Source organism: Rhizobium sp. BE258 (assembly GCF_031457345.1).
Classification (GTDB): Bacteria; Pseudomonadota; Alphaproteobacteria; order Rhizobiales; family Rhizobiaceae; genus Rhizobium.
Genome location: NZ_JAVDWL010000002.1, coordinates 286,801 through 300,222 on the forward strand (window position 1 = coordinate 286,801; position 13,422 = coordinate 300,222).

At 61.7% G+C, this 13,422-nt stretch carries 10 protein-coding genes; 4 read left to right on the plus strand and 6 right to left on the minus strand.

The window, feature by feature from the left end; genetic code table 11:
• Window positions 1-132: 132 nt before the first annotated feature.
• From glyS to J2X43_RS06650, 3 genes are all read left to right on the plus strand, one after another.
• On the plus strand, window positions 133-2,328 hold the full coding sequence (glyS, locus tag J2X43_RS06640; protein ID WP_310292309.1) for a glycine--tRNA ligase subunit beta: 2,196 nt from the start codon (window positions 133-135) through the stop codon (window positions 2,326-2,328).
• 111 nt (window positions 2,329-2,439) lie between these two features.
• Window positions 2,440-3,345 carry a hypothetical protein gene (locus tag J2X43_RS06645; RefSeq protein WP_310292311.1) on the plus strand — a complete coding sequence of 302 codons (906 nt, stop codon included), beginning with the start codon at window positions 2,440-2,442 and terminating at the stop codon, window positions 3,343-3,345.
• A 65-nt stretch (window positions 3,346-3,410) separates the two neighbouring features.
• The gene (locus J2X43_RS06650; protein WP_405049568.1) at window positions 3,411-3,797 is read left to right on the plus strand and encodes a cupin domain-containing protein; all 387 of its coding nucleotides are present in this window, start codon (window positions 3,411-3,413) and stop codon (window positions 3,795-3,797) included.
• A 37-nt stretch (window positions 3,798-3,834) separates the two neighbouring features.
• On the opposite strand, the gene J2X43_RS06655 is transcribed toward J2X43_RS06650, so the two are convergent.
• Complete coding sequence (locus J2X43_RS06655) at window positions 3,835-4,047, minus strand: tautomerase family protein (RefSeq protein ID WP_112386501.1); 213 nt, start codon at window positions 4,045-4,047, stop codon at window positions 3,835-3,837.
• A gap of 96 nt (window positions 4,048-4,143) precedes the next feature.
• On the opposite strand from J2X43_RS06655, the gene J2X43_RS06660 reads away from it, so the two are divergent.
• Window positions 4,144-5,058: a LysR family transcriptional regulator gene (locus J2X43_RS06660; protein ID WP_310292314.1), complete on the plus strand. Its 915-nt coding sequence runs from the start codon at window positions 4,144-4,146 to the stop codon at window positions 5,056-5,058.
• Window positions 5,059-5,142: 84 nt separating this feature from the next.
• On the opposite strand, the gene J2X43_RS06665 is transcribed toward J2X43_RS06660, so the two are convergent.
• The 5 genes from J2X43_RS06665 to J2X43_RS06685 form a co-directional block, all read right to left on the minus strand.
• The gene (locus J2X43_RS06665) at window positions 5,143-6,966 is read right to left on the minus strand and encodes a methyl-accepting chemotaxis protein (protein ID WP_310292317.1); all 1,824 of its coding nucleotides are present in this window, start codon (window positions 6,964-6,966) and stop codon (window positions 5,143-5,145) included.
• A gap of 266 nt (window positions 6,967-7,232) precedes the next feature.
• Complete coding sequence (locus J2X43_RS06670) at window positions 7,233-9,050, minus strand: methyl-accepting chemotaxis protein (RefSeq protein WP_310292320.1); 1,818 nt, start codon at window positions 9,048-9,050, stop codon at window positions 7,233-7,235.
• A gap of 345 nt (window positions 9,051-9,395) precedes the next feature.
• Window positions 9,396-9,863: a plant virulence effector HPE1-like domain-containing protein gene (locus J2X43_RS06675; RefSeq protein ID WP_310292324.1), complete on the minus strand. Its 468-nt coding sequence runs from the start codon at window positions 9,861-9,863 to the stop codon at window positions 9,396-9,398.
• A gap of 108 nt (window positions 9,864-9,971) precedes the next feature.
• On the minus strand, window positions 9,972-11,243 hold the full coding sequence (gene purD, locus J2X43_RS06680; protein ID WP_310292327.1) for a phosphoribosylamine--glycine ligase: 1,272 nt from the start codon (window positions 11,241-11,243) through the stop codon (window positions 9,972-9,974).
• Between the two features lie 234 nt (window positions 11,244-11,477).
• Complete coding sequence (locus J2X43_RS06685) at window positions 11,478-13,412, minus strand: DUF2207 domain-containing protein (protein ID WP_310292329.1); 1,935 nt, start codon at window positions 13,410-13,412, stop codon at window positions 11,478-11,480.
• Window positions 13,413-13,422 lie beyond the last annotated feature (10 nt).

The window sequence follows — 13,422 nt, forward strand, 5'->3', positions numbered from 1 at the left end:
GGCATCCACGGCACAACGTAGCGAAATGCCCCACCGCGCGGCGTTTTTGCGGTTGTGCAGATGCGGCATTCTTTGGTAGCAGAGGCGACCGTTTTGGACCGTCCCGGACCCGGTGACGCAAGGAAAAGTGACATGCCTGATCTGCTTCTAGAACTCCGCTCCGAGGAAATTCCGGCCCGTCTGCAGCGCAAGGCTGCCGGCGACCTGAAGAAGCTCGTTACCGATGCGCTTGTCGAAGCCGGTCTTTCCTATGAGGGTGCGCGCGAATACTGGACGCCGCGCCGCCTGACGCTCGATATCCGCGGCCTGACGGCGCGCTCCGCCGATGTGCGCGAGGAGAAGAAGGGCCCGCGCACCGACGCCAACGAAAAGGCGATCGAAGGCTTTCTGCGCAGCGCCGGGCTCTCTTCGATTTCGGAGGCACAGGTGCAGAGCGACCCGAAGAAGGGCGATTTCTATGTCGCCGTCATCTCGCGACCGGGCCGTGACGCTGAAGAGATCATCGCCGGCGTGATGCCCGGCATCATCCGCGACTTCCCGTGGCCGAAGCCGATGCGCTGGGGCAAGGCGTCCGCCAAGCCCGGCTCGCTGCGCTGGGTGCGCCCGCTGCAGTCGATCGTCTGCACTTTCGGCACCGAGCATGAAGAAACCACGGTCATTCCGTTCGAAATCGAAGGCATCGTCGCTTCGAACATCACCTATGGCCACCGCTTCCATGCGCCTGCCGCGATCACCGTCCGGCGCTTCGACGACTACGTCGCCAATCTGGAGAAGGCCAAGGTCATTCTCGATGCCGAGCGCCGCAAGGAGATCATCGCTTCCGACGCCGCCAATCTGGCCTTTGCCAGCGGCCTTGAACTGGTCGAGGACGAAGGCCTTCTGGAAGAAGTTTCCGGTCTCGTCGAATGGCCGCAGGTGCTGATGGGCGCCTTCGAGGAAGACTATCTGTCGATCCCTTCCGAGATCATCCGCCTGACGATCAAGACGAACCAGAAGTGCTTCGTCACCCGCAAACAGGGTGAGGAGACGCTTTCGAACAAGTTCATCCTGATTTCCAACATCGAGGCGACCGACGGCGGCAAGGAAATCATCCACGGCAACGCCAAGGTCGTGCGCGCCCGCCTCTCCGACGCGCTGCATTTCTGGAAGCGCGACCAGGGCAACCTGCCCGATCTTGAGACGCTGGAAGCCTCGGCCAAGGCGTTCGATCTCGACCTCAAGAAGCCGCTCGACCAGCGCATGGCGAAGCTCGATGCACTCAACGTCACCTTCCAGGCAAAGCTTGGGACGCAGGGCGAGCGGGTGCAGCGCATGCGGGCGATGGCTGCGAAGATCGCCTTTCCGCTCAGCGCCGACCACAAGCTCGTCGACCGGGCAGTCGTGCTCGCCAAGGCGGATCTGCGCACCGAAGCCGTCGGCGAGTTCCCGGAACTGCAGGGCGTCATGGGCCGCAAATATGCGGTGCTGCAGGGCGAAGACAGCGCTGTTTCGACCGCTATCGAGGACCACTACAAGCCGCAGGGCCCGTCCGACCGTGTGCCTGAAGACAAGATCGCCATCAGCGTGGCGCTGGCCGACAAGCTCGACACGCTGATCGGCTTCTGGGCGGTCGATGAGAAGCCGACCGGCTCCAAGGACCCGTTCGCGCTGCGCCGCGCCGCACTCGGCGTCATCCGCATCATTCTGGAGCGGAACGTCCGCCTGACGCTGCTGCCGCGCATCGTCAGCCATATGGGCCGGATCGATGACGACATCGCCGACAAGGCCGGCGTACCGAGGGCTGAGCAAGGCGTGGACCTGTCGCGTCAGCTCGACCTGCTGTCGTTCTTCCACGATCGCCTCAAGGTCTATCTGCGCGATCAGGGCGCGCGTTATGACCTGATCGATGCCGTGCTGACGCCGGAGACGGACGACATGTTGATGGTTGCCCGCCGCGTCGAGGCGCTGACCGCCTTCATCACCTCCGAGGACGGCAAGAACCTCTTGGCCGGCACCAAACGCGCTACCCAGCTGCTCGCCGCCGAAGAGAAGAAGGGCACCGTCGTTGCCAATGGAGTCTCGGAAGCGCTCCTGAAGCTCGATGCCGAGAAGGAACTCCATGCAGCCGTCGCCCATGCCTCTGCCGAGGCTTCGGCTGCGATCGTCAACGAGGACTTCCGCTCGGCGATGGCCGCGCTGTCGAAGCTGCGCTCCCCTGTCGACCGGTTCTTCGAGGACGTGCTGGTCAACGACGAGGACGCGGCGGTACGCGCCAACCGTCTGGCACTGCTACGCCTGATCCGCGAAGCGACCGGCACCGTGGCCGACTTCTCGAAGATTGCTGGATAACTCGGCGTCGAGCCGTCATCCTCGGGCCTGTCCCGATGATCTACCGAGCGAACCGGATCGTGAAACTGCAGATCCTCGGGACAAGCCCGAGGATGACGTTGGGAGAGACGGGTGAAGGCCTATAATATCGAAGTCCTCCCGCAATCGGTTTCGGAGGAAGGGCCGCGCGGCGGTGGCTGGTGTTTCGGCCTGCCGCCTGGAATCGTCGAGGAACAGTGGCCGCTGGATGCCAATACCGGCTATCCGCTGCAGCACGGCTTCACGCTGGTGCTGCCGCCTGAATATCGCGGCTTCGGGGCCGATATCGTTGCCCTCTCCTTCTTCGGCAGCGCTCATAACGAAGACGAGGGGCGTGTCGCCGAGATTGCGGCGCTGATTGCCGATCCTGATGCCAGCGAGCCTGGCGATGGCGATCTCTATCCCTTCTGGATGAGCGAGCGGCTTCGCCATCCCCGCCTTCACCGGATGGCGGATTTCCTCGGGCGCTCGCATGCGGTGATCCTGCTGACCGAGGAGGAATTCAACGCGCCCTTCTGCCAGCCGCCGCGTCTCCGGCCCAACGCATATCGTGACCGCATTCGGCGCCCCGAATGGCTGGCGCGGGGCGCGGCTGCGGTCTATCTCGACGATCAGACCGAGAATTACGGGTTGCTGCAGATGCTCGGCGACACCGAGCATGCCGACCTCGCCTATAACCGCGCCCTCGACATCACGCCGCGCGGCGAAGACCCGAATGCCGGTATCGCGCCGCGCGACGAGTGGGCGGCGGCCGAAACGGGATACCAGGCCTTCTATTACTGGGAAGGCGACGAGGTCGAGGAAGAGAATTACCGCGAGCATGCCTGGGCGGCGGATCACCTGCCCGATCATATCGGCGGCTCGATGCGCCCGGCGCAGAACATCCCCGATATCAGCCCTTACTACATCGAGTTCGAGGAATATCTGGGGGGATTCAACTTCGGCGGCGGCAATGCCTGGCTCGACCTGCAGACGCTGACGTTCGACTGGGCGCAGTAAACGCCGGCACAAATGTACAAGACGGTCTGTGAGCCCTGATCTACACTTGCCCCGGCAAGATGGAGATGAGCATGGACCAGCCGACCAAGACATATAGCGCTATCAATTTCGCAGAGAAGCTCACGAAATTCAGCGACCAATGGCAGCCGCGGGTGATTGCGGAACTCAACGACTACCAGTTCAAGATCGTCCGCATCGAGGGCGATTTCATCTGGCACGACCATCCGACGACCGACGAGGCGTTCATCGTGCTCGAGGGCGTGCTGCGGATCGATTTTCCCGATGGTGCCGTGTCGATCGGCCCCGGCGAGATGTATGTCGTGCCGAAGGGCCTGAAGCATAAGCCCTACGCCGCTTCCGAGGTGAAGATGCTGCTGATCGAGCCGCGCGGCACGCTGAACACCGGCGAGGAAGGCGGCGAGCGGACGGCGAAGAGCGACCTCTGGATTTGAGAAGGGTGGCTGGCGGCAACCCGCCAGCCTCACTGCGCTACTGCCGCTCCTTCTGCATCTTGGCGATGGTGAAGGTTTCGTCGGCGCGGCCATAGCCGCCATCGACCACTTCATCGACGAGAACCATCGTGTAGGGACGCACCCCTTCGCCGAAATAGCCGACGAAGATGGCTGTGGTCTTGTGGATGAGGTCTTCCTTCTGTTCGGCGCTCATGGTGCCCTGCGGGACCTTGAAATTGGCGAATGGCATGGTCGTCTCCCTGATTGGGTGGTTGGAATGACCATAAGCTATGCCGGGTGCCGCCATACTTGAAATCGATAGTCGATATATGCATTCATCCATGACATGGATTTACACGGCATCGATCTCAACCTGCTTGTCGCCTTCGACGCGCTGATGCAGGAACGCAGCGTCACCAAGGCAGGCATCCGTATCGGGCGGACGCAGCCGGCAATGAGCGCGGCGCTCTCGCGTTTGAGGGCGCTGTTTCAGGACGAGCTTTTCGTGCGCGGGCCGGCCGGACTGCAGCCGACGCCGCGGGCCACGGATCTGGCGGGACCGCTGCAGCAGGCGCTGGCCGAGATCCAGAAGACACTTGCCTTCACGCAGCGCTTCGAGCCGCGGGCCTCTACCCTCACCTTCACGCTCGGGCTGTCCGATCATCCGGCCTTCGTCCTCCTGCCGCAGTTGATACAGCAGCTTCCGGCACGCGCGCCTGGCATCACGCTGCAGGTCAGGAATTTCAGCGCCCGCGATGATGCGGTGGACATGCTGGATTCCGGCGAAGCGGATGTGACGATCGGCGTTCCCTCGGCATCGGCAGGGCGGATCCTGACGCAGCCGCTTTTCGAAGAGCGGTTCGTCTGCATATTGCGCAAGGATCATCCGCTGGCGAAGGCGCCGCTCGATCTCGATACCTTCCTGAGCCTAGGGCACCTGCTGGTGTCGCCTGAGAACGACCGTTTCGGTCATGTCGATATGGCTCTCGCCAAGCAGGGTCTGAAGCGGCGCTTGGCACTGACCCTGCCGCATATGTATGCGGTGCCACTGCTGGTCGCCCGGTCGGACATGATCGCGACATTGATGGAAGGTGTCGTCGAGGCCTCCGGCCAGGCGGATAATCTGATCGCCCGGGCGCCGCCTCTCGATCTGGCGCCCGTGCCCTTCGTCATGTCCTGGCACCGGCGGAATGACGCGCATCCGGCACAGCGCTGGTTTCGCGCGGTCATTGCCGACCTGCCCGTTGCGGCTGGCAGCTGATCGTGGCGAGAGAACGAGCACGGCCACCGGATTGCTCCGGCGGCCGCTAATGCTGGTCTTGATGAAAAGGTCTGTAATAAAAACTCAGGCTGCGCGGCGGTGGTGAACCGCCGGTGCGGCGTGCGCGACATTGCCGACGCGGAAGCCGCGGATCAGATCGAGCAACTCGTCGGTATCGGCAGCCAGTGTTTCTGCCGATGCCGTGGTCTCTTCGGCCATCGCAGCGTTCTGCTGGGTGGCGGCGTCGAGCTGGTTCATCGAGGACGAGATCGAGCGCAGCGTGGTGTCCTGTTCGGAGGCGCTGTGAGCGATCTTGGCGACGATTTCGTTGGCCGACTTGATCTGATCGGAAATGCGCTTCAGGGCTTCACCTGCTTCGCCGACAAGGCGGACGCCCTGGTCGACCTGGCTGGAGGAGCGGGCGATCTGATCCTTGATCTCCTTGGCGGCAGCGGCGGAACGTTGGGCCAGTTCGCGAACTTCCTGAGCGACGACCGCAAAGCCCTTACCGGATTCACCGGCACGTGCCGCTTCAACACCGGCGTTCAGAGCCAGCAGGTTGGTCTGGAAGGCGATCTCGTCGATGACGCCGATGATCTTGCCGATTTCATCCGACGACTTCTCGATGCCGCTCATGGCGGTGATCGCTTCGGTGACCACGGCATCGCTGCGCGAGGCTTCGGTGCTGACTTCGCGGACGCGCTGGCTGGCTTCGTGGGCGCCTTCCGCCGTCTGGCGAACGGCAACGGTGAGCTCGTCGAGAGCAGCCGAGGTTTCTTCCAGGCTGGCGGCCTGACGCTCGGTGCGCTGCGACAGTTCGTTCGATGCGCGGCGGATTTCTTCCTTGCTGACACCGATGTCGCTGCCCTTGGTGCTGACCTTGGCCATGGCGGCTTCGAGGTGCGACAGGGCGTCGTTGAAGTTGTCGCGCAGGGCTGCGTATTTCTGGCCGATATCGGCGCAACGGACGGTCAGGTCGCCGCGGGCGATCTGTTCCAGTGCCTGGCCAATGGTGGTGACGACGCGAGCCTGAACCGACGCTTCGTCCTGCTGACCGCGCAGGTTGGTCTCGCGCTCCGTTTCGAGCGCCAGTGCCTGAACCGCTTCGCGTTCGGCCATGGCGTGACGTTCGCGCACCTTTTCTTGCAGCGACTGCGTCGCCTTGGCCATCATGCCGATCTCGTTGTTCATGCCGGTATGCGGAATGGCAATCGACACATTCTCGTTGGCAACGGCCTCAAGAGCCTGGTGGACATCCTTCAGCGGCAGCGAGATGCCGCGGATGACCAGATAGGCCGCAACGATGGCGAGAAGCGAAAGGATCAGGCTGCCGGATAGAGCGCTGAGGATCTTGTCATTCACCTGGGCGTCGAGGTCATCCATATAGACGCCGGTGACGACCACCACCTTCCAGGGATCGAAAGCCAGCGCATAGGCCGTCTTGCGGAAATCGCCTGCCGGCTGACCGGGCTTGGCGGTCGAATAGTATTCGACAAGGCCGCCGCCCTGCTGGCCGAGCTTGACCAGCTCTTCGCGATAGAGCTTGCCCTTGCTGTCCGGCTGACCCTTGTTGATCTGCCCGACCTTCGAGGCGTCGTAGTGGAACATCATCTGGATGTCGTAGCTATAGCCGAAGAAATAGCCATCCGGATCGTATTTCATGGCGTTGAGCGTAGCGTAAGCCTGCTTCTGGGCGTCTTCCAGCTTCATCTCGCCGGCATCGACCTTCGCCTGGTATTGTTTGAGGACGGAAACGCCCGACTGGACCTCCGACCGGAGCATGTCATAACGCTCCTTGTAAATCGCATTGACCGAGGACCGGACCTGCAGAGTGGTTGCGATCGCAAAGGCGATCATCAATCCGGTAACCAGCAAAATCAGTTGTTTTGAAATCTTCAGCTTTTTCATGGTGCCCCACAGCGGAAAGGACGAAAGGGTTCCGGCGCGGTCTGATACCGCTTGTGCGAGCGAGTCCGTGAAGACCGCTTATACCGCTGCTTAAGAACATGCTGCGGCCGGCAAGAGGACAATGGCATAAAAACGACTAAAAAAGCCTTAAAAAGCAAGCCTCCCGAACAATAAAATCATTTTAAATCATATAGTTATGCAAAATCACCGGGCAATTGCCCGGTGATTTCAGATCATCTGTTATCGCGTATTTTGGAGCGCGGAAATCAGGCCGCGCGGCGTGTGCGGATCACGTCCTGCTGGGTGTTTCCGATGCGGAAGCCACGGATCAGGCCGAGCAGTTCGTCGGTATCGGCAGCGAGTGTTTCAGCCGAAGCGGTAGTCTCTTCGGCCATCGCAGCGTTCTGCTGGGTGGCGGCATCCAGCTGGTTCATCGAGGACGAGATCGAGCGCAGCGTGGAGTCCTGTTCGGAAGCGCTGTGAGCGATCTTGGCGACGATTTCGTTGGCCGACTTGATCTGATCGGAGATGCGCTTCAGGGCTTCGCCTGCTTCACCGACGAGGCGGACACCCTGGTCGACCTGGCTGGAGGAGCGGGCGATCTGATCCTTGATCTCCTTGGCGGCAGCGGCAGAGCGCTGGGCCAGTTCGCGAACTTCCTGAGCGACGACCGCAAAGCCCTTACCGGATTCACCGGCACGCGCTGCCTCGACACCGGCGTTCAGAGCCAGCAGGTTGGTCTGGAAGGCGATCTCGTCGATGACGCCGATGATCTTGCCGATCTCGTCGGAAGACTTCTCGATACCGCTCATCGCGCTGATCGCTTCTGTAACAACCGCGTCGCTGCGGCTGGCTTCGGTGCTGACGGCATGAACCCGTTTGCTGGCTTCGTGGGCGCCTTCCGCCGTCTGGCGAACGGCAACGGTGAGCTCGTCGAGAGCAGCCGAGGTTTCTTCCAGGCTGGCAGCCTGACGCTCAGTGCGCTGCGACAGTTCACCGGATGCACGGCGGATTTCTTCCTTCGCCATGCCGATATCGCCGCCCTTGGCACTGACCTTGGCCATGGCCGCCTCGAGGTGCGAGAGAGCCTCGTTGAAATTGTCGCGGAGGGCTGCGTATTTCTGACCGATGTCGCCGCAACGGACGGTCAGGTCACCCTGAGCGATCTGTTCCAGCGCCTGGCCGATGGTGGTGACGACACGCGTCTGTGCGAGAGCTTCATCGCGCTGGCTGCGCTGGTTGCTTTCGCGCTCGCTCTCGAGCTCGAGCTGCTGAACCGCTTCACGCTCGGTCATGGCGTGACGTTCGCGAACCTTTTCCTGCAGCGACCGCGTGGCGCGGGCCATCATGCCGACTTCGTTGTTGAGTTCGGTATGCGGGATCTTTGCATCGACGCGCTCGTTGGCAACGGCCTCAAGTGCTTCGTGGACATCCTTGAGCGGTTTGGAAATGCCGCGGATGAAGTAGAACGCCGCGCCGATGCCGGCGAGGAAGACGATGCCGCAAGCGATGAAGGCCTTCCACAGCGTCGCGTCGATCTGCGCCTGCAGGTCATCGAAATAGACACCACAGCCGACGACCAGCTGCCAGGGATCGAAGGCCTTGGAATAGGCACCCTTCAGGAATACTTCCGTCTCCGGCTGACCGGGCTTGCTCCAGAAATAGATCGTCTCGCCGCCGCCGGCCTTGCCCTTTTCGACCATTTCCTTGCTGAAATGGGTACCGCGCTTGTCGACCTGGCCGCTCATGTCCTTGCCGATATTGACCGGGCTTGGATGGAAGCGCTGGAAGACGTTGTAGTCGAAGCCGAAGAGATAGCCGTTCGGGTCGAACTTGACCTTGGAGAGAACCTTGAACGCCTCGGCCTGGGCGGCCTCATGCGTCATCTCGCCAGCCTTCTCACGCTCATAATAGGTGTTCAGGATGGAGATGCCGGACTCGACCTGCGTACGCAGCAGATCGAAGCGGTCTTCGTAGATGGATTCCGACGTTGTGCGGATCTGGAAATAGGTGGCAACCGCGAAGGCCGCCATGAGGACACCGACAAGAGCAAAAAGCTGATGGGCAATTTTAAGCTTTTTCATAATTGTCTCGCGAAAGTGGTGAAATTTATAAAACACCGGATCGGGAAACTCCCGTCCTTTGCACGTGTCACCACGCACTTTCAGCAAGCGCAATCATGCTCGCTCCGGCCTCCGGTGGCTAGAATTATGGTGAATGGTTAAACGATGCCTTAACGATATCGGCGCGCGGAACGGTCAATTATGAGTCCCGTTTTTTCGCATAAGCGCATGCGTTGTATGCGTAATTTATCATTCAATCAAAATAAAGAATGCGCCCCTGCTTCTCTCAGGAGCGCATTCAATCCGCGCTAAGCGGACCCCAGCGATCAAACCTTGACCGGGTCAGGGGCAGGGAACTTTTTGCTGCTACATGCGCAGCTTGAAGGAGGAAATGTCCAACGGCGCGGTTTGTTCCGTCTCTGCCGTCATACCTGCCGTGGCCGGCTTGGCGTCGAGGCCGATGACCGAGGTCGTGGCGGTAGGATCGATGCCTTCTGCGGGCGTGGCACTCTTGTCGAAAGCCTGCAGGACTTCGGGCGTTGCCTTGGTGACGAAGACCACGGGCGATCCGCCCATCCAGCCTTCGGTGCGGTAGAGCTTCTTTTCGCCGCCGACATCGCGCAGCTCGCTCGCCTGAAGCGAACCGGACGCCAGGGTCGGAACAGTGTAATCCTTCTTGCGTTCGGCGACGGCAAGCGGCGGGCAGCTGGTGCAGGTTTCCTTGAGAATGCTGCCATTGCCTTCAGGCGCGGTTGGCTTGATGACATCGATGGACGATGCCATTGCCGAACCGGCGATAAGGGCGATTGCCGCACCGAGGATGAACTGACGCATGAACGCTACTCCGCCTGACTATGAACAGGAGAATAGCGCGTCTTTATTTCCATCCGGTCAGGGGAAAGGGTAAAAATTTAGCGAACTGACCCGATTTCGAGCCAGCTCTTAAGTATTTTCGCGCTCGACCGCGCGCCAGCCGATATCACGGCGGCAGAAACCGTTGTCCCACTCGACCTGATCGAGCAGCGCATAGGCATGGCGCTTGGCATCGCTGACGCTGGTGCCCGTTGCCGTGACGTTGAGTACGCGGCCACCGGTGGCAACCAGCTGGCCGTCCTTCAGCGCCGTGCCGGCATGGAAGACCTTGGCCCCCTCGCCCGCTTCCGGGATTGAGGCGATCGGCGTGTTCTTGTCATAGGAACCCGGATAGCCCTTCGAGGCCATCACAACCGTGAGCGCCGGATCGTCGCTCCATTCGGCACTTGCCTGATCCAGCGTGCCGTCGGCGCAGGCCAGCAGCAACGGCAGCAGATCGCTCTTCAGGCGCATCATCAGCACCTGGCATTCCGGATCGCCGAAGCGGACGTTGTATTCGATCAGTTCCGGGCCCTTGGCGGTGATCATCAGACCGGCAAAGAAGACGCCCTGGAACGGATAGCCGCTTTCGGCCATGCCGCGCATGGTCGGCTCGATGATTTCCTTCATCGTGCGCTCGACCATCTCTTCGGTCATCACAGGTGCCGGAGAATAGGCACCCATGCCGCCGGTATTGATGCCGGTATCGCCCTCGCCGACGCGCTTGTGATCCTGGGCCGTCGCCAGCGCCAGCGCATGCTTGCCATCGGACAGGCAGAAGAAGCTCGCTTCCTCGCCATCGAGATAGGCCTCGACCACGACTTCCGCACCGGCAGCGCCGAAGGCGCCTTCGAAACAGTCGTCGACGGCGGCCAGCGCCTCATCGACGGTCATTGCCACGGTCACACCCTTGCCGGCTGCCAGGCCATCGGCCTTGACGACGATCGGGGCGCCCTGCTCGCGGATATAGGCCTTGGCCTTCGGCGCGTTGTTGAAACGCTGATAGGCGCCGGTCGGGATATCGTAGCGGGCACAGATATCCTTGGTGAAACCCTTGGATCCCTCGAGCTGGGCAGCGGCCGCGGACGGGCCAAAGACCTTGAAACCGGCAGCGCGGAGCGTACCGGCTAATCCGGCGACCAAGGGCGCTTCGGGGCCGACGACGACGAAATCGATCGCCTTGTCGCGGCAGAAGGCGATGACCGCGTCCTGGTCTTCGGTATTGATGGGGGCGAGGACCGCATGCTCGGCAATGCCGGGATTGCCGGGCGCTGCATGGAGTTCCGTCAGCAGTGGCGACTGCGCCAGCTTCCAGGCGAGAGCATGCTCGCGGCCGCCCGAACCGATCAACAGAACCTTCATGCGCGATCCCTTTCCGTTTTCCGCTTGGCGGTTAAGCGGAGCGGGGCGAAAGGTCAAGTGTTGGGGTGATTAATAGGCTCCTCTGTGCCGCGCGGCCCCCTCATCCGGCCCTACCGGGCCACCTTCTCCCCGCTGGGGAGAAGGGATCGGAGACGGTGCGGCAACTCCCCTTCTCCCGGGGAGAAGGTGCCCGAAGGGCGGATGAGGGGGCTACACTGTAGAACCTAAACGACTCTACCAGCCCCCACCACCACCGCCACCTCCGCCGCCACCGGACGAGCCGCCACCGCCGGAAAAGCCCGAGGACGAGCTCGAAGGCGGTGGGCTCGGGATCGTCGAGGCGATGGTGGAGGCCATCGAGGACGAGAAGCCGCCGATGCGATCCGAAAAACTGCCGCTGTTGAAATTGCCGGAATACCAGGCGGGCGCATAGGCGGCGGCAGCACCGGCTGCGGCGGCGGCCAGCCAGGTCTCGAAGGTCCGGCTCCAGGGCTTTTCGACCCCGAGCGCCACCGCATAGGGCAGGAGCTTTTCGAAATGCTGGGGCGACATCTCCGGCGCACCCGCCATGTTCATCCGGTCTTTCTCGGCGAGCGTCAGATACTGCCGGAGACCATCAATGCCATCCATCATCTTGGCGCCGAGCGCGGTCGGGGCGCCCATGATGAAGACATAGAGCATGTTGAGGAAGACGATGCCGCCGACCGCGAAGAGCATCGGCGTTTCGTGAAGCTCCATCAGCGAGGAGAATAGAGCAAGCGCCAACGAGGAAACGATGCTGAAGCCGACGAAACCGCCGATGCCGATCGCCACGACCGACATGATTTTCGAGCCGAGCGAATGGCCGCGCCGGAAAGATTTTGCGAAACCGGCAACGAAGAGTGAGAGGAAGGCGACGACGGCGATCGGGATGATCATCAGCGCGATCGTATCCGGCTGCAGCGAGCCGAAGACGAAGAGAATGATCAGCACCGCAACACTGAGCACGACGCCGCCGGTCACATAGCCGGTATTGGCGTTGTAATATTTGCCGCGATGCTCGCGCTCGATCGCCGAGCGGAAATTCTGGCCGACGGATTTCACTCGCTCGCCATTGGCCTTGTCGATGGTCAGCGATCCCCGGCTGCCAACGGCATTCAGCAGGCTTGCCTCCCCCGCCTCGAATTTTTGGCCGACATTGGGCTTGTCGGTGCGGCGGATGACGATCGACTGCTTGAGATCCTCAAGCACGACGAAGCCGCGCACCGCAAGGTTCAGCGCGCTCGCCGACAGCGCCGTCCAGCCCTGGCCGGAGAAGCCCTTGTTGTCGATGTAATTGACCAACGCAGGCGAGATATTGTCTGGCGCATCCCAGCGCGGCACGACGACACCGCGGGCCGGATCGCGCCCGACCCTCAGCCAGGAGCGGGTGTAATAGAGGAAGACCAGGATGAGGCCGCCGAAGCCGATGAAGTAATCGCGGTTATCCTTCAGCCACCACATGTTCTGATCGGATTCGCTCGGTGGATCGATGGCGCCCTTCGGGAACTTGACGGCAATCGTCAGTCCCTCCTCGGCGTTCAGCGGCTGCGTCGTGGAAAAGACCGGGCGCGTGTTGGTGCCGGAGACGCGTGCGTTCTTGTCCTTGGCGCCGAGCCGGCCGGTGAAGAAATTGGTGTCTGTAGCGCTGACACCATCAGGCAGATTGACCGTCGCGGTGGCGGCCATGATCGGGAAGATCCAGCCGTTGCCGGTGACGTTCCAGTAAAGCTCGTCATGATCGGGGAAATAGCGGATCTGCCGGTTCGTGCGGTAGGTGAAGACATATTGATGGCGGCCGGGCGAGAGCATCACGTCTTCGGAACCGGCATAGATGCGGATGCCGCCGGAGATCGATTCCGTCTTCCAGGGTTCGTCATTGCCGTCACGGGTCACCGAAACGACGTCGAAATCGACGCTGCGAAGGCGGCCGTTCTCATCGGTGAAGGTCAGCGGGAAATCGCGGAAGATGCCGCGGCGGATGCGATTGCCTTCGGCATTGACGGTGATGGTCTCGGCCACCGTCATCGCCCCGCTCTTCTCCAGCCGGATATCGGAATTGAAGGAGGAGATGATCTCCGCGCCGAGTGCCGTGCGCACCGTCAGCGCCATAAACAACGCCAGGCACACACCCAAAGACCGCAGGATCATTCCACCCCTC

What these genes read in the sequence shown, in the direction of transcription:
- J2X43_RS06650 (WP_405049568.1), top strand. Translation starts at nt 3,411, where the DNA reads ATGAGCATGGACCAGCCGACCAAGACATATAGCGCTATCAATTTCGCA.
- J2X43_RS06655 (WP_112386501.1), bottom strand. Translation starts at nt 4,047, where the DNA reads ATGCCATTCGCCAATTTCAAGGTCCCGCAGGGCACCATGAGCGCCGAA.
- J2X43_RS06675 (WP_310292324.1), bottom strand. Translation starts at nt 9,863, where the DNA reads ATGCGTCAGTTCATCCTCGGTGCGGCAATCGCCCTTATCGCCGGTTCG.
- glyS (WP_310292309.1), top strand. Translation starts at nt 133, where the DNA reads ATGCCTGATCTGCTTCTAGAACTCCGCTCCGAGGAAATTCCGGCCCGT.
- purD (WP_310292327.1), bottom strand. Translation starts at nt 11,243, where the DNA reads ATGAAGGTTCTGTTGATCGGTTCGGGCGGCCGCGAGCATGCTCTCGCC.
- J2X43_RS06660 (WP_310292314.1), top strand. Translation starts at nt 4,144, where the DNA reads ATGGATTTACACGGCATCGATCTCAACCTGCTTGTCGCCTTCGACGCG.
- J2X43_RS06665 (WP_310292317.1), bottom strand. Translation starts at nt 6,966, where the DNA reads ATGAAAAAGCTGAAGATTTCAAAACAACTGATTTTGCTGGTTACCGGA.
- J2X43_RS06685 (WP_310292329.1), bottom strand. Translation starts at nt 13,412, where the DNA reads ATGATCCTGCGGTCTTTGGGTGTGTGCCTGGCGTTGTTTATGGCGCTG.
- J2X43_RS06670 (WP_310292320.1), bottom strand. Translation starts at nt 9,050, where the DNA reads ATGAAAAAGCTTAAAATTGCCCATCAGCTTTTTGCTCTTGTCGGTGTC.